The 15823-nt window shown below is 34.9% G+C and carries 15 protein-coding genes; 1 reads left to right on the top strand and 14 read right to left on the bottom strand.

From position 1 onward, the window contains the following. Positions 1-55: 55 nt before the first annotated feature. The 12 genes from JM84_RS09345 to JM84_RS09290 form a co-directional block, all read right to left on the bottom strand. Positions 56-991 (bottom strand): UDP-glucuronic acid decarboxylase family protein, encoded by a 936-nt coding sequence (locus tag JM84_RS09345; protein ID WP_144783922.1) that lies wholly within the window; start codon positions 989-991, stop codon positions 56-58. A gap of 109 nt (positions 992-1100) precedes the next feature. Next, positions 1101-2198, bottom strand: coding sequence for a hypothetical protein (locus tag JM84_RS09340; protein WP_144783920.1), 1098 nt, complete (start codon positions 2196-2198; stop codon positions 1101-1103). A 42-nt stretch (positions 2199-2240) separates the two neighbouring features. Next, positions 2241-4673, bottom strand: coding sequence for an SLBB domain-containing protein (locus JM84_RS09335; protein ID WP_144783918.1), 2433 nt, complete (start codon positions 4671-4673; stop codon positions 2241-2243). Between the two features lie 81 nt (positions 4674-4754). Further along, positions 4755-6149 (bottom strand): nucleotide sugar dehydrogenase, encoded by a 1395-nt coding sequence (locus JM84_RS09330; protein WP_144783915.1) that lies wholly within the window; start codon positions 6147-6149, stop codon positions 4755-4757. Positions 6150-6258: 109 nt separating this feature from the next. Beyond that, complete coding sequence (locus JM84_RS09325; protein ID WP_144783913.1) at positions 6259-7260, bottom strand: NAD-dependent epimerase; 1002 nt, start codon at positions 7258-7260, stop codon at positions 6259-6261. A 7-nt stretch (positions 7261-7267) separates the two neighbouring features. Beyond that, positions 7268-8071: a 3'(2'),5'-bisphosphate nucleotidase CysQ gene (gene cysQ / locus JM84_RS09320; protein ID WP_144783911.1), complete on the bottom strand. Its 804-nt coding sequence runs from the start codon at positions 8069-8071 to the stop codon at positions 7268-7270. Next, a complete protein-coding gene (gene rfbD, locus JM84_RS09315; protein WP_144783909.1) occupies positions 8071-8961 on the bottom strand; it encodes a dTDP-4-dehydrorhamnose reductase in 891 nt (296 codons plus the stop codon). The genes cysQ and rfbD overlap by 1 nt, the downstream gene beginning before the upstream one ends. After that, on the bottom strand, positions 8961-9515 hold the full coding sequence (rfbC, locus tag JM84_RS09310) for a dTDP-4-dehydrorhamnose 3,5-epimerase (RefSeq protein WP_144783907.1): 555 nt from the start codon (positions 9513-9515) through the stop codon (positions 8961-8963). The genes rfbD and rfbC overlap by 1 nt, the downstream gene beginning before the upstream one ends. Continuing rightward, on the bottom strand, positions 9515-10369 hold the full coding sequence (gene rfbA / locus JM84_RS09305; protein WP_144783905.1) for a glucose-1-phosphate thymidylyltransferase RfbA: 855 nt from the start codon (positions 10367-10369) through the stop codon (positions 9515-9517). Before rfbA ends, rfbC begins: the two co-directional genes overlap by 1 nt. Next, on the bottom strand, positions 10369-11412 hold the full coding sequence (gene rfbB / locus JM84_RS09300) for a dTDP-glucose 4,6-dehydratase (RefSeq protein WP_144783902.1): 1044 nt from the start codon (positions 11410-11412) through the stop codon (positions 10369-10371). The genes rfbA and rfbB overlap by 1 nt, the downstream gene beginning before the upstream one ends. Continuing rightward, the gene (locus JM84_RS09295; protein WP_186439112.1) at positions 11412-12692 is read right to left on the bottom strand and encodes a nucleotide sugar dehydrogenase; all 1281 of its coding nucleotides are present in this window, start codon (positions 12690-12692) and stop codon (positions 11412-11414) included. Before JM84_RS09295 ends, rfbB begins: the two co-directional genes overlap by 1 nt. A gap of 37 nt (positions 12693-12729) precedes the next feature. Then, on the bottom strand, positions 12730-13728 hold the full coding sequence (locus JM84_RS09290) for an SDR family oxidoreductase (RefSeq protein WP_144783900.1): 999 nt from the start codon (positions 13726-13728) through the stop codon (positions 12730-12732). A gap of 164 nt (positions 13729-13892) precedes the next feature. Between JM84_RS09290 and JM84_RS09285 the strand changes: the two genes are divergently transcribed. Further along, positions 13893-14384, top strand: coding sequence for a Dps family protein (locus JM84_RS09285; protein ID WP_144783898.1), 492 nt, complete (start codon positions 13893-13895; stop codon positions 14382-14384). 76 nt (positions 14385-14460) lie between these two features. Here the strand turns inward: JM84_RS09285 and JM84_RS09280 are convergent, their stop codons facing one another. Together JM84_RS09280 and kdsB are read right to left on the bottom strand one after the other, a co-directional pair. Beyond that, the gene (locus JM84_RS09280) at positions 14461-15015 is read right to left on the bottom strand and encodes a 1-acyl-sn-glycerol-3-phosphate acyltransferase (protein WP_108878734.1); all 555 of its coding nucleotides are present in this window, start codon (positions 15013-15015) and stop codon (positions 14461-14463) included. 5 nt (positions 15016-15020) lie between these two features. Then, complete coding sequence (gene kdsB, locus JM84_RS09275; RefSeq protein ID WP_144785171.1) at positions 15021-15740, bottom strand: 3-deoxy-manno-octulosonate cytidylyltransferase; 720 nt, start codon at positions 15738-15740, stop codon at positions 15021-15023. Positions 15741-15823: the final 83 nt, after the last annotated feature.

Here is a 15823-nt window from a genome sequence, read left to right as displayed (position 1 = left end):
ACAAATTAGTAGCTTAATAAAAACCTTCAAGAATTACCTTAATTTTGAATAATTACTAGACTATTTTTTCAAAGTATTTTATTGTTTTTTCTAACCCATCTTTAAGTTCAACTTTTGGCTTCCAACCATCTAATTTCTCAAATGCTAATGAAATGTTTGGTTGTCTTTGCATTGGATCATCTTGAGGAAGAGGTCTAAAAACAATTTTAGAAGGTGATTTAGTTAGCTTTAAAATATTTTGAGCTAATTCTAGCATTGTGAATTCATTAGGATTACCTAAATTAACTGGACCTGTAAATGAATCATCTGAAGCCATCATTCTAATCATTCCCTCTACTAAATCATCTACATACTGAAAACTACGAGTTTGTTTACCATCTCCATAAATAGTTATGTCTTCCCCCTTTAATGCTTGAACAATAAAGTTAGAGACTACTCTCCCGTCATAAGGATTCATCCTCGTTCCATATGTATTAAAAATTCTAATGATTTTGATTTTTACATCATTTTGATTTTTATAATTCACAAATAAAGACTCTGCACATCTTTTTCCTTCATCATAACAGGACCTCAATCCAATAGGATTCACATTGCCCCAATATTCTTCAGTTTGCGGGTGAACTTCTGGATCTCCATAAACTTCACTAGTTGAGGCTTGTAAAATTTTTGCATTTACTCTCTTTGCCAAACCAAGCATATTAATGGCCCCTATTACAGATGTTTTAATAGTCTTAATGGGATTATGTTGATAGTGAGGGGGTGATGCTGGACACGCCAAATTATAAATTTCATCTACTTCTGCATAAAAAGGTTCAGTAACGTCGTGCCTTATTAATTCAAATAATGGATTTTCTAACAAATGAATTACATTCATCTTATTACCCGTAAAATAATTATCTAAACAAATAACTTCGTTTCCTTCTTTCAATAACCTTTCACATAAGTGAGAACCTAAAAAACCTGCTCCACCCGTTACTAATATTTTTTTCATTGCTAAGTTTTATTTATTTCTCAATTTAAAATTTATTCTAAATTTTAAATTAAAAATTATATACTAAATTCAAGTTTTAAATTTCAATTTTTATGCGAGTCTTCAATTTTTATTTTTTCAAAAATACACGCGCATAGTCTAGAATAATTATTCTTAAATAGATTAGTGCAATAACTAAAAGTGAACCAAATAATGTTATGAGAATTACACCTCTTAACTTCTTGGGAGAGCTTGCATTGAGTGGAACTGCGGGCGGTTCTATCGTCATAAATACAGGTGTATCTCTTTTGAGCTGCAATTTCATACTCTCATGTTCACTAAGAACATTTGAATAAACCTCCGATGCTAGTTCAAAATCGTTTTCAAGTTGAGTTAATCTATTTAATGCAATGTTACTTCTAAGATTTATATTACGATCTTGATAATTTGCAAGAATTGCTCTCTTAATCTCATAATCATCTTTAACTTCTTCTAAACGATCAGTGATGTATTGAAACTCAGTTCTTGTCTTTTTTATATTACTTTCTATTATATAGGATTGCAAGTGATTTTGAATAATCCCGGCAATTTGAGCAGATGCTAGAGCTTCAGGAAATGAGCTGTTAATCTCTATAATACCATCATCCTCATTCACACCAAGACTAAGATTTTCATAAAGAAAGCCAATTCTCTCTTCTTCTTTAGACGAAAGATAAACTAAGGTTGAATCAGATATCTTTTTGAATTGATCACTAATTGCAGGGCTTTTATTAGATTTTATTGCATTTACTATTTTTCCAGGAAGGCCTATTGTATAGCCAAGGATAACATCGAGGCTGCTCGTTTGAGGATATTTACCTAAATATTCACTTATTGTTATAGGGGAGCTTTCATAACTACTAGTAATCTCAGAATTTAATAGCTTTTTTTGAAAAGGACCACTCTTAAAAATAATTGGATAAAGTGTAGGATAAATTAAATTTTCATTACTTCCTCCACCTACATTAATACCCACCAATTTTGCAACACTACTAATATTGCTATTGAGCTTTTTGCCTTCTGAAACTTGAAGGATAAAAGAAGTATGTGAGCTATACATTTTTGGTGTACCCCACATAATAATAATACTCATAATAAAAATAAAAAATGTTGAAAATAATATCAACTTCTTAAATTTTAATAAATTTATTATGATATACTCTACATCGAATGTACTTTCCTTCTTCATAAGTTATCGTTTCGAGATATAATTACTCAATAATAATTTATTTTAATTTGCTAATCTATCAACTAACAATCCTAAAGTCCCTAGTCCAGTAGTTATACCTATTATCTCTTGTACAGACAGACCACCTGTTCTCTCTGGCTTAGGTGGAATTAAAATTACCGACCCAGGCTCTACATCTGGGTAGTTTCTAAAGAAAAGGAACTTTTTAGTAGAGGAAACTTCTCCGTTAGCCTTAATTACATAAACTTTTCCTTTCTTTGCATTTGAGGTAAAACCTCCAGAACCGTTAATATAACTTTTTAATGATTTTCGCTTATCAAAACGAATTAGAGAGGGAGCTAGGACTTCTCCTCGAACCTCTACCGTTTGCTTGAATGAGGGAATTGTTAATTGATCACCCTCCTCTAAAATAATATCATATTTTAATTTATTTTTATTAGAGCTAAGTATCTTTTCTAAATCTAGTGCAATTCTGAATTCCTTATCATTATTTTCATTAATAATTTCCCCATCATCACTCAGATTTTCGACTAAAGCTCTTTGTGTTTTTTCATCACGAACTCTCAATTTTCTAATTAATGTTGCTCCTTTGATATTTGCGTATGGCGAAAGGCCTCCAGCGTTTTGTATCAAATCTGATACACGATCGTTTTTAGAAACGATTGAGTATTCTCCTGGATAAAAAACCTCACCCTTTACGGAAACACTTTGTTGCTTGACAAAACCTTTTCTAAATCTAACAGAGATTCTATCAAAAGGCTTCAGTTCAAAATCTGTTTTTATGCCGACTGAAAGCTCCTCATTTCCAGACCATTTCAAAATTTTACTCTCCGTGCTTAAATCTTCGTCTACAACGCGTCTAAAAACATCTACAGAAAGAGGATCTGCGCCATCTCTAAACCCGCCCCCTAAAGCAATAAGGTCACCAACTTTTAAACCATCAATAAATGGAATTGTTTTTGGATCATTTACTGCTCCGTTTATAGATAATGTCATTGAATCTTCTAATGAACTACTGCTGAACACTTTTACAGCATCTTCTCTTTTTAATAAGATATCAAAATCTCCACTAACTACTTCAGTAATAGAAAAAGAAATAGCCTCCTTCTTAAGCCCTTTATTAGTACGATATAAAATCGCTCGTTCTAAAAAAGCATCATCTGTTGGTCCGAGAGATTTTTGAAGTAAATCAGAAAGCTTCATATCTGCTTGCAACTCATAAGATCCAGGCCTATAAATTGACCCTTCGATGGTAATTTTATTAACAAAACGATCGGTTATAGGTTGAATATCAATTAGATCCCCATCTACCAAGGCTACATTAGATTCAGATACGTCAATTTCTTTTACTGAACGCTGAGCGCCTTCAACGCGTTCGATAACAACTTTCTCTTTATAAGCATTTGATGTAAATCCTCCAAAATAAAGACTCAAATCAGTAAAAGATTCATTGGGCAAGACCTCATAAAGACCTGGACGCTTTACCTCACCAGTTACATTTACACGCTTATCATAAGGTCTTACAATAATTGCATCCTGATCCTTAATAAATAAATTACCTTCAGTATTTCCTGAAATGATATATTTATAAATATCAAAATTACCTACAACAATACCATCCCTTACAATAAGTATATTTCTAAAAGTCCCATTCTCAGTAGGCCCACCAGCAGCATAAAGTGCATTAAGAACATTTGAAAGAGCTGATAAACTATAGGTGCCGGGAACCTTTACTTGGCCTATAATATTAACTTGAACTCTTCTTATACCAGTAAGAGAAAGATCAACATTAACTCTATAAGGACTATTTTCTTGGGCTGAAATACCACTATAAATTGATTTAAAACGCCCATTTACTTTTGTTCTTGCTTCTTTTATTGTCAGACCACTTAAAACTATTGGCCCCAAATTTGGGATATTTATAGAGCCATTTGCCCCTACAGTGCGTTCAAAAACATCTTCGGCAGCACCAAAAACAGATATAGTTATTTGATCACCTGGACCTAACTGATAATTTTCTGGAGTAGCTAAATTAAGAGCAGGTTCAAAAGATATATTTGGGTTATTAAAAAAATCAAACCCGAACAAGGGATTAGAAATAGAAGTAGATGTATTTTCCAATTCACCTCTGCCAAATCTTCTTTCGTCGCTAGCTGGTGCTTTTCTTACGACTTTCGAATCAACTACTTCCTCTTGCGAAGAACTACCAACACCTGAGGTTACTGGCAAACTTTCGATACGGCGCTTAAGTTTAGTGATTTGGCTCTTAGAAAGCCCTCGAGATGCACCTATTAATTCTAAATCACCTAAACTATAACCTTCATCTTGTGCACGTTCCCAGTATGAACTTACTTGTTCATCAGACAAAGCATCAATATCAAGTGACTTTAAATTACTAGGGTCGAAAGATTGAGAATGACCTATAGTAAAAAACAATAAAAAAACAATCAGTACAACGCAATTAATATATTTCATACACAAAATGTAAATACTTTAAAAAAAAACTGAATTACCATAAACGTTAATAAATTAATAAAACAAATATGCCTAGGTCAACTATCCTTTACCTACACTATAACAATCAAAACCAATTGATTTTAAATTATCAATATCTAAAATAGCTCTTCCATCAAAAACAAATGCAGGTTTCAACATATCATCATATATGGAATTCCAATCGTAACTTTTAAATTCATCCCACTCCGTGCACACTGCAATCGCATGGGAATCTTTAAATGCTTCAGCTGGATTACTCACCACTGTAACCAATGATTTGTTTTCTGATTCAGATCTCGTATTTAAATAGTCTAAATCTGCATAGACTTTTTCTGATGGCACTTTAGGATCGTATACGACAACCTCCGCTTGCTCACTTAGCAAATAATCTGCTACATATATAGCAGGAGATTCTCTTGTATCATTAGTATCTTTTTTAAAAGCCCAACCTAACAAGACTATTTTTTTACCAGAAACTGTATTAAATAAGGTTTCTACTATTTTCTTTGCAAATCTTCTTTTTTGATGATCATTCATAATAATGACCTGTTCCCAATAATCTGCTACTTCATCAAGACCATAGGTTTTGGCAATGTATACAAGATTTAATATATCTTTTTGAAAACAAGACCCTCCAAATCCAACAGACGCTTTCAAAAATTTAGGTCCTATTCTCGAATCAGAACCAATTGCTCGTGCTACTTCATTAACATCTGCTTCAGTAACTTCACACAATTCCGACAAGGCATTTATAGACGATACACGCTGTGCTAAGAATGCATTTGCAGTTAGTTTAGAAAGTTCAGAAGACCAAACATTAGTCGTCAAAATTCTTTCTGGAGTAAGCCAATTAGCATAGATATCTGTAAGTTTCTTTGCTGCAGCAATTCCTCTCTCTGTATTTTCTCGTCCTACTAGTACTCGATCAGCGTTTTGAAGATCCTCTATTGCTGTACCTTCTGCTAAAAATTCTGGATTTGAAAGAATATCAAATTGTACACCATTACCTGTGTTTTCTAAAATCCTCTTAAGTGCTTCAGCAGTCCTTACCGGTAAAGTTGACTTTTCAACAATTATTTTATTAGTTGTAGCAACTCTAGCAATTTGCCTTGCGCAAAGTTCAATAAATTTTAAATCTGCGGCCATTCCCTTACCTACCCCATAAGTTTTAGTCGGAGTATTTACAGAAATAAATATCATATCTGCTTCGTCAATAGCTTTGTCTACTTCTGTAGAAAAGAATAAGTTTCTACCTCTAGCCTCACCTACTACTGCATCTAAACCTGGTTCATAAATTGGTAGCTTATTTAAATCCTCATCATTCCATGCAGCAATCCTTTCTTTATTAAGATCTACAACAGTAACATTAATATGTGGACATTTTTGAGCTATGACTGACATTGTAGGACCTCCCACATAGCCAGCACCAATACAACAGATATTTTTTACAGACATTATAAATTTTGTTTAAGCTCGCAAATATATAAATTAATGATACCATCACTCAAAATATAAGGTAATAAATCAATTTACAGAATTAATTGAATAGTGAAGCTCTAAAATTTTAATAATAAGACCTGTACCAAGCTAGAAAAGCTGCAATTCCCTCTGCAACAGAGACGGATGGTGCATAGCCAAAATCATTTTGTAATGAGGAAACATCTGCCCATGTTCTGTGTACATCGCCATCTTGCATAGGCATCATTTGCTTTATAGCAGTTATACCTAACTCCGATTCTAATACCGTAATAAAATCTAACAGCTTGACCGGTTCACTATTCCCTATATTATAGATTGGTTTTTTAGTCCGCGAAGTACCAGTAATCACTGTTATTACCCCTTCTATGATATCTGATATATAAGTAAAATCACGTGAGAGATTACCTTCGTTAAAAACTTTAATAGGTCTCTTATTTAATATAGCATCTGTAAATAAAAACATGGCCATATCAGGCCTTCCCCAAGGTCCGTAAACGGTAAAAAATCGTAGTCCTATAGTCTCTATATTAAATAGATGACTATACGTATGCGCCATTAACTCATTAGATTTTTTGGTCGCTGCATAAATACTTATAGGCTCATCTACAGACTGTTTTTCTGTAAAAGGGACCTCTTTACTATTACCGTAAACACTGCTACTACTAGCATAAACCAATTTTGAAACTTTATAATCTCTACAGCATTCCAAAATATTTAAGAAACCCACAATATTAGTATCTACATACACTTCTGGATTTTCTATAGAGTACCGCACTCCTGCTTGAGCTGCGAGATTACAGACTTGATCAAATGAATTTCTTTTAAACAGTATAGGTAACCCTTCCCTATCTTGAAGATTTAACCTAATAAATGAGAAATTTCCGTGTAGCTTACTAGTAGAAGGTGTATTCCACTTTTCTGCCTGTTCCCTCACCACACCCAGCTCTTTAAGTCTATCAAACTTGAGTTGTGGGTCATAATAATCATTTATATTATCGAGGCCTACCACAGTGTGACCCTCGCTCAGTAAGCGTTTACAAAGATGATAGCCTATAAATCCAGCAGCGCCAGTAACAAGAATTTTCATAAATCAATTAGTGTGCTACGAAGTTAGGACTAAAAAGTGATTCTTTATTGTAGAATAGTCTCTCACTTGTATGCTCAACATAAACAGCTCCTCCTACTCCTTCACAAATAGCGTCTCCTGCTGCAGTATCCCATTCCATACAAGGCCCAAAACGAGGATACACATCTGCAGTTCCTTCTGCAACAAGACAAAACTTGTACGCACTACCAGATGGCACTACTTCTGTATTTTTACCTGCATTCTGCAAGTCCTTAACAAATTCTTGCGTTTTTAAATTTAAATGTGAGCGACTGGTGACTACTTTGACATGATTAAGGTTATTGTAGTTTTTAAGCTTTCGCGAAAGCGGGATTACCTTATTTATCAACTTTTCCCAAGAAATATCATCTTTTGGACCAACCAACTTATAACTGGCTCCATCATCAGATCCACCAGCATATATAGTTTTATGCACAGGGACATAAATCACACCAAAAACAGGTCTGTGACCTACCATTAAAGCGATATTTACCGTAAACTCGCCGTTGCGTTTTACAAACTCCTTAGTACCATCTAGAGGATCTACCATCCAAAATTGATCCCATTTTATGCGAGTCTCAAAAGGTATTTCACTCCCTTCCTCACTCAATATTGGAATTCCAGTTTGCTGGAGCTGACCGACAATGGTTTCATGAGCGTTTAGATCTGCCTCAGTGAGTGGAGAATTATCTGATTTATGTGCTACATCAAAGTCACGACGATAAACATCCATAATAACTTCTCCTGCTTTTATTGCAGCTTGAATTGCGATAGTTTTCCAAGATTCAATCATTAAAGTCTTTTGAGCATTTTTTGCAGCGAACTACCCCATTCTGGAATATCAACTTGAAATTGCTTTTCAATCTTATGCGTGTCTAGCACACTATTTTTAGGGCGTTCTGCTTTGGTGGGGAACGAATCGCTAGTAACTGGAGTAATGAGAACATCCATTTGTGAGTTCTCAAAGATGGCTTTCGCGAAATCATACCAAGTAATACTTCCTTTGTTAGAAAAATGATATACGCCAGAACTATCTTCTTTCAATTCTCGGGCAACAGTTAAAATAGTATCTGCAAGGTCATTTGCCCAAGTAGGGCAACCCAACTGGTCATTGACAACAGAGAGCTGTCCCCTCTCTTCCCCTAATCTCAGCATTGTTTTTACAAAATTGTGACCGTACACACTATAAACCCATGACGTACGAATAATAGCGTACTTTGATATATTGGAAGCCTCAATTAATTGTTCCCCGCCTAGTTTTGACACACCATAAACTGTTTGCGGATTAGGATTATCACTTTCTACATAGGCAGTGGATTTATCTCCATCAAAAACATAATCTGTAGAGACATGAATTAATGCACAATCGCGCTTTTTACACTCCTCTGCGAGATAACCCACAGCTGTTTCATTAATAAGGAATGCTTGATCTTTATCGTCTTCTGCAGCATCTACGGCTGTATATGCAGCAGTATTGATAACAACATCTGGTTGATGTGTATCAAACACTGATGAGATATTATCACGAGAAGTTATATCAAAGTCTTTTCTTGAAAGAAACACATAGTAAAAATCCTTATGGTACTTAGACTGCTCTAGTAAAGCCATTCCCAGCTGACCAAGAGCTCCAGTGACTACAATCTTTTTTAAAGTGACCTCTCTATTACTCGCAGTAACATTCATTAAAAAGAAATGTTTTTAAGTTCGCAGAGCATAGGGTTTTCTAAATCCTTAGGAGAAAGCAAAAATTCATGCTCGTCAAGCAACCAATCAATCTTTAATGAGACATCATTGTAAGCAAGTCCACGTTCACTTTGTTGATCATAAAACGCGTCACACTTATAGGCAAAGACAGCAGTATCACTCAATGTAATAAATCCATGCGCCATCCCTTTAGGCACAAAGAGTTGTTTTTTATTAATGCCCGAAAGTTTGATAGTAAAAGATTTTCCATAGGTAGGCTCTTCTTTACGAAGATCTACAACTACATCAAGCACCTCACCCTCAATTACTCTTACAAGTTTAGATTGCGCATGTTTTCCTATCTGGAAATGAAGTCCTCTTAGTACCCCATATGATGATTTAGACTGATTATCTTGAACAAACACTGGAGAGAAACCTGAAAATTTTTCAAAAGCTTGCGAATTATATGATTCATAGAAATAACCACGATCATCTTCGAACACTTTTGGAGTGCATATAATTAAATCTTTGAATGCTGTTTTTTGAAATTCCACTATAGTGTATTTATATATTGTGCATAAGCACCTTTACCATACCTTGATGCACTTGCCTTAAGTGCTTCGTATGATATCCAATTCATCTTGTAAGCAATCTCCTCAAGACAAGCTATCATTGTGCTTTGATTACGTTGTAATACTCTTATAAATTCTGTCGCATCATCAAGCGCATCTACCGTGCCTGTATCAAACCAAGACATACCTCTACTCATAATACCTACTGAAAGTTTTTTCTTCTTGAGATATTCTTGATTAATTGTAGTAATTTCTAGCTCTCCTCGTTCTGACGGTTTTATCTTCTTTGCAATCCCCACTACCTCGTTATCATAGAAATAAATTCCAGGAACTGCGTAATTAGACTTTGGTGTACTCGGTTTTTCCTCAATGCTTGTTGCTTTCATTTCCTTATCAAAAGCCACAACACCAAATCGTTCTGGATCTCTAACTGGATAAGCAAAAATAGCTGCACCATCTACATCATTTTTACTTTGTAATAACTGACTAAGACCATTACCGTAAAAAATGTTATCTCCTAGAACTAGTGCTACTTTATCCGGTCCTATAAATGATTCACCTATTATGAATGCCTCTGCAAGTCCATTAGGTGATTCTTGAACTTCATATTGAAAATTACAGCCTAGCGTGCTTCCATCACCCAATAAACGCTCAAAAAGGTGACTATCCTCATGTGTAGTTATTATTAATATCTCTCTTATACCCGCAAGCATTAACACAGAGATAGGATAGAAAATCATAGGTTTATCATACACGGGTAACAACTGCTTACTTACCGCTATTGTAAGTGGTGATAAACGCGTCCCCGAGCCGCCTGCTAGTACAATACCTTTCATTATGAGTACATTTTTTTATAATATTCTTGGTAAGATCCAGAAGTTACATTTTTGAGCCACTGATCATTAGCAAGATACCAATCTACGGTTCGCGATAGACCTTCGTCAAAAGTAACAGATGGTTTCCAACCAAGTTCTTTTTCAATTTTTGTTGCATCTATTGCATACCTCTTATCATGACCCTGACGGTCTTTCACGTAAGTTATAAGTGATTTTGAAGAATCCCGATTTCGCGAAAGCTTATCATCCATTATATCACACAATAGCTTTACTAAGTCAATATTTTTCCACTCATTAAAACCGCCAATGTTATAGGTTTCCTTTAATGTACCTTTTTCAAATATAAGTGCTATTGCAGCCGCATGGTCCTTCACAAATAACCAATCTCTCGTATAATTACCATCACCATAAACAGGCAAAGATGTACCCTCGATAATATTATTGATAAATAAAGGAATTAATTTTTCTGGAAATTGGTTAGGACCATAATTATTAGAGCAATTGCTAATAATATATGGCAAACCATAGGTTTCCCCATAAGCCCTTACAAAATGATCTGAACTTGCCTTCGAGGCTGCATAGGGCGAATTTGGATCATAAGAAGTAGTTTCAGTGAAGAGTCCGCTTTCACCTAGTGAACCGTAGACTTCGTCTGTACTAATGTGGTAGAAAAGTTTTGAAGAGTAATCTTCTTTCCAAATACTTCTTGCTGCGTTAAGAAGATTAAGTGTACCAATAATATTAGTCTGTACAAATGCTAAAGGATCTTTTATACTTCTATCAACATGTGATTCTGCCGCTAGATGGATTATTTTATCAAATTGGTAACTAGAAAACAGATTCATCAAAAAAGGGGCATCATTGATATCCCCTTTTATAAATGTATAATTGCTAGACGCTTCTATATCGGAAAGGTTCTCTAGGTTTCCAGCATAAGTAAGAATATCAAGATTGTAAATATGACTTTTAGGAAAAACTTCTAAAAATAGTCTCACCACGTGAGACCCTATAAAACCTGCTCCACCTGTAATTAGAATGTTCATTACAGCTTAGCATCTGCTTTATTACCTAACACCCCTTTTACGTCATAAACTACAGATTTATCATTCTTAAGAGAATTTAAATCTAAAGAAGCAAATTCTTTATGCGCCACAGCTTGTACGATAGCATCATATTTTTGGTTTGGAACTTCTGTAAGAGCATCTAGACCGTATTCATGAAATACTTCGGTAGCATTTACCCATGGATCAAATATCGTTACATTAACCCCAAATTCTTTCAAATGTCTTATAACATCTGTTACTTTCGTATTGCGTACATCTGGACAATTCTCCTTAAAAGTAATTCCAAGAATCAATAGTTCAGAACCTTTTACTTTGATATCGTTTTTAAGCATAAGCTTTACCACTTCAGAGGCCACATATGCTCCCATACTATCATTAAGTCGACGTCCTGCTAAAATAATTTCTGGATGATATCCTAATTCTTGTGCTTTCTGTGCTAGGTAATATGGATCTACACCTATACAGTGACCTCCTACTAGGCCAGGTTTAAATGGTAAAAAATTCCACTTTGTACCTGCTGCTTCTAGGACATCATGTGTATTGATACCCATCAAATTAAAAATCTTAGCTAGTTCGTTTACAAAAGCAATATTGATGTCACGTTGAGAGTTCTCGATTACTTTAGAAGCTTCTGCTACTTTTATAGTTGGAGCTAGATGCGTTCCTGCAGTAATTATAGAGCTGTACAAATCATCTACTTTCTTCCCTATTTCAGGAGTGCTTCCAGAGGTCACTTTTAGTATTTTCTCTACAGTATGTTCTTTATCTCCTGGATTAATACGTTCTGGAGAATACCCTACAAAAAAGTCTACATTAAACTTAAGTCCGCTTACGCGTTCCAAAACTGGCACACACTCATCTTCTGTTACACCAGGATAAACAGTGCTCTCGTAAACAACGATATCACCTTTCTTTAAAACTTTACCTACAGTCTCACTACTTTTATATAAAGGAGTTAGAACAGGTCTGTTATTTTTATCAACCGGAGTCGGCACGGTTACAATATAATAATTACAATCTTTAATATCCTTACTATCTGCACTACATAACAATCCATTTAAGTCATTATTTTCAGTCTTAAGTACGCCTTGTAACACTTCGTCAGCAACCTCTAATGTACTATCTGTGCCTGATTGAAGTTCAGCAATACGTTTTTTGTTGATATCAAATCCTACCGTATTGTACTTAGTCCCAAATAACCTAGCCAGTGGTAATCCAACATAACCTAATCCAATAACTCCTACCTTTATTTTTGTCATATCTATATTTTTTATGCTTTCGCGAAAGCAAAAAACTCTATTTTAAATTTTTCCAGTACCATACCATTGCTTCTTTGAGTCCGTCTTTAATACTGAATTGTGGGTCGTACCCTACTCTACTTCTTGCGCGATCAATACTCGCTAGGCTATGTGGAACATCCCCAGCTCTTTTTGGTCCAAATTTTATTTCAACATCCGCAATTTCACTATCAAACTGACTTAATTCAGTTTTTAGTATCGCAACAAGTTCGTTTAAATCAGTTCTTTCTCCGTAAGCAACATTGTATACAGTATTCATTGCTTCCTCATTTTCGGTAAGCATAGCACGAATATTCATTTGAATAACATTGTCAATATACGTGAAATCACGAGAAAATGTACCATCACCGTTCATCACTGGCGATTCATGGTCCATTAATAATTTTGTAAATTTTGGAATAACAGCGGCATACGCCCCATTGGGATCTTGCTTACGACCAAATACATTAAAATATCGCAAACCTATACAATCCAATCCATATGTTTTATGAAATACATCTGCATATAATTCATTTACATATTTTGTAATTGCATATGGTGATAATGGCTTCCCAATAATATCTTCTTGCTTTGGTAATCCTTGAGAATCACCATAAGTAGAGGAACTCGCAGCATACACAAAGCGCTTCACCCCCTTGTCTTTAGACGCTATAAGCATGTTCAAAAAACCTCCCACATTTACTTCATTACTTGTTGCAGGATCTTGAATAGATCTAGGTACCGATCCTAGTGCAGCTTGATGAAGAACATAGTCACAATTAGAAACAGCGCTCTTACATACATTGATATCTCTAATATCTCCTTCTATAAAGGTAAAGTTAGGATTTGACATAATAGCATCAAGATTATGCTTGTGACCCGTAGCTAGATTGTCTAAACAAATTACTATTGCTCCATGCTCAATCAATACCTCACAAATATTCGAACCTATAAATCCAGCTCCTCCCGTTACTAATACTTTCTTCCCCGTTACTTGAGGATACACACTATTAATCATAATAAAAAAATTTGAGCAAATATAGTTTATTTTGACTGCCCAGAGAACTCTACTAATTTTACGATAATCTTAGTATAATGGGTTAAATTTATACTAAACCAACTCTAATTTTAACACTAATGAACACTACTTCGTAGTTTTACGTAAAACAAAAAAAAAGAACTATGAATTACCTAAACTTAGATACAGAAAAAACTAATCATACTGTAAACGAGCTTAACACACTATTAGCAGATTACCACGTATACTATCAAAAGCTTCGTAACTTTCATTGGAATATTTCAGGAGTAAATTTCTTTGATTTACATATTAAATTTGAAGAATTATACGATGACGCAAAATTAAAAATTGACGAAATCGCAGAGCGAATTCTTACATTGCGTTTTGCACCTACAAGTAATCTTTCTGACTATTTAGAAAAATCAAGCATCAAAGAGGCAAAGTCAGATTTATCAGACAGAGACATGGTCGATAACATCCTTGAGGACCATGGCATAATTTTAAAACAGTTAAGTGCAGTTGTGAAAAAAGCAGATGAGGCTGGTGACGAGGGAACTATTGACCTCATTGGAGCATACATACGCGAGCTAGAAAAAACAAGCTGGATGCTAGATGCATGGAGAAAGAAAACAGCAGGTACATACACTGAGGCATAAGTTCAACACCTATATTACTAAAAAGGCTCAATTACTATTTTGTAATTGAGCCTTTTTTACGTCTGTAACAATTCTTTTATTCCTCTGGAGTAAAGCTATACTCAGGCACCTTCCCTACTGCTCCTTTAAAAAATGCATAGATTGTTTTCATATCCTCTTCAATATTTCCAGATGGATATAATGGTTTAGAAATACGATGCTCTTTCTTACCAAAATCAAAAGCTACCATAATAATAGGTACTTCTGCTGCTAGGGCTATGTAATAAAAACCCGTTTTGAGCTTATCAACTTTCTTACGCGTTCCTTCTGGGGCGATTGTAAGTCTAAATTCTTCTTTATCCTTAAAGACATCTGCGATAGACTGTACTTTATCTTGACCTGGAGTTCTGTCTATAGGTGCGCCTCCCATGGCCTTAAAGAGAAGGCCCATAGGCCATTTAAAAAGCTCTTTCTTTCCTATAAAACCTATTTTTACATCAAGTGCACTTCGCAATAATATTCCCATATAGAAATCATGCCAACTGGTATGCGGTACGGCTATTACCACCGCTTTTTTTACGGTATCCTGCGAAAAATCACCTATTGCTTTCCAACCGATAACATCGTTATATATCCATTTAAAAAATCCCATAACTTTTATAAACCTTTATAAATTTTTATTGCCTCCTCAAGATCTTCTGGAGTGTCAATTCCTATAGCAAGCTTGGAAGAACGTACCATTTTTATCTTTTTACCATATTCTAAAAAGCGGATGCATTCTATCTTTTCTGCTTTTTCTAATGGTGTCATGTTCATAGAAGCAAAGTCTAAAATAGCTTGCTTTCTAAAAGCATATATTCCCTTATGCTTGTAGGTAGTTATACCAGCTGTAGTATCTCTCACGTAAGGCAAAGGAGATCTAGAAAAATACAGAGCAAAATCTGCGTTATCTACTATTACCTTAACATTATTAGGATTTTCAATTTCAGATACATCTGTCATGGGCATCATTACACTTGCAAGATCTATTTGATCTGCATCGTCACCATAGAATACATCTAGTACCGGTGCAAGATCTTCTCGTGTAGTAAAAGGCTCATCACCTTGTACATTTACCACAATATCTACATCAAGACTTGCAACTGCTTCTGCAATACGATCGCTGCCACACTCATGTTCTTTTATGCTCATGATTGCTTTACCTCCAGCATCTTCTACCGCTTTGTAAATAACTTCACTATCAGTAACTACAAATACTTCATCAAAAAGTCCCGTTGCAATAGTACTCTCGTAAGTGCGCACAATTACTGGCTTACCAGCCAAATCCTTCATCATTTTCCCTGGAAAACGTGAGGCTGCATAGCGAGCAGGAATCATGGCTATAATTTTAAGTTCTTTACTCAAAAAAAATATTTTTTAGAAAATTAGAAAGGATTTATTTACGCTTCCCGAAGTGAATT

This window comes from Dokdonia sp. Hel_I_63, assembly GCF_007827285.1.
Taxonomy (GTDB): domain Bacteria; phylum Bacteroidota; class Bacteroidia; order Flavobacteriales; family Flavobacteriaceae; genus Dokdonia.
The sequence above is the reverse complement of the archived record's forward strand: the minus strand, read 5'-3'. Positions and strand labels throughout refer to the sequence as shown.

Excerpts from the sequence above, each read along its gene's own strand:
- JM84_RS09345 (WP_144783922.1), bottom strand. The coding sequence starts at position 991 with ATGAAAAAAATATTAGTAACGGGTGGAGCAGGTTTTTTAGGTTCTCAC.
- JM84_RS09340 (WP_144783920.1), bottom strand. The coding sequence starts at position 2,198 with ATGAAGAAGGAAAGTACATTCGATGTAGAGTATATCATAATAAATTTA.
- JM84_RS09335 (WP_144783918.1), bottom strand. The coding sequence starts at position 4,673 with ATGAAATATATTAATTGCGTTGTACTGATTGTTTTTTTATTGTTTTTT.
- JM84_RS09330 (WP_144783915.1), bottom strand. The coding sequence starts at position 6,149 with ATGTCTGTAAAAAATATCTGTTGTATTGGTGCTGGCTATGTGGGAGGT.
- JM84_RS09325 (WP_144783913.1), bottom strand. The coding sequence starts at position 7,260 with ATGAAAATTCTTGTTACTGGCGCTGCTGGATTTATAGGCTATCATCTT.
- cysQ (WP_144783911.1), bottom strand. The coding sequence starts at position 8,071 with ATGATTGAATCTTGGAAAACTATCGCAATTCAAGCTGCAATAAAAGCA.
- rfbD (WP_144783909.1), bottom strand. The coding sequence starts at position 8,961 with ATGAATGTTACTGCGAGTAATAGAGAGGTCACTTTAAAAAAGATTGTA.
- rfbA (WP_144783905.1), bottom strand. The coding sequence starts at position 10,369 with ATGAAAGGTATTGTACTAGCAGGCGGCTCGGGGACGCGTTTATCACCA.
- rfbB (WP_144783902.1), bottom strand. The coding sequence starts at position 11,412 with ATGAACATTCTAATTACAGGTGGAGCAGGTTTTATAGGGTCTCACGTG.
- JM84_RS09295 (WP_186439112.1), bottom strand. The coding sequence starts at position 12,692 with ATGACAAAAATAAAGGTAGGAGTTATTGGATTAGGTTATGTTGGATTA.
- JM84_RS09290 (WP_144783900.1), bottom strand. The coding sequence starts at position 13,728 with ATGATTAATAGTGTGTATCCTCAAGTAACGGGGAAGAAAGTATTAGTA.
- JM84_RS09285 (WP_144783898.1), top strand. The coding sequence starts at position 13,893 with ATGAATTACCTAAACTTAGATACAGAAAAAACTAATCATACTGTAAAC.
- JM84_RS09280 (WP_108878734.1), bottom strand. The coding sequence starts at position 15,015 with ATGGGATTTTTTAAATGGATATATAACGATGTTATCGGTTGGAAAGCA.
- kdsB (WP_144785171.1), bottom strand. The coding sequence starts at position 15,740 with ATGATTCCTGCTCGCTATGCAGCCTCACGTTTTCCAGGGAAAATGATG.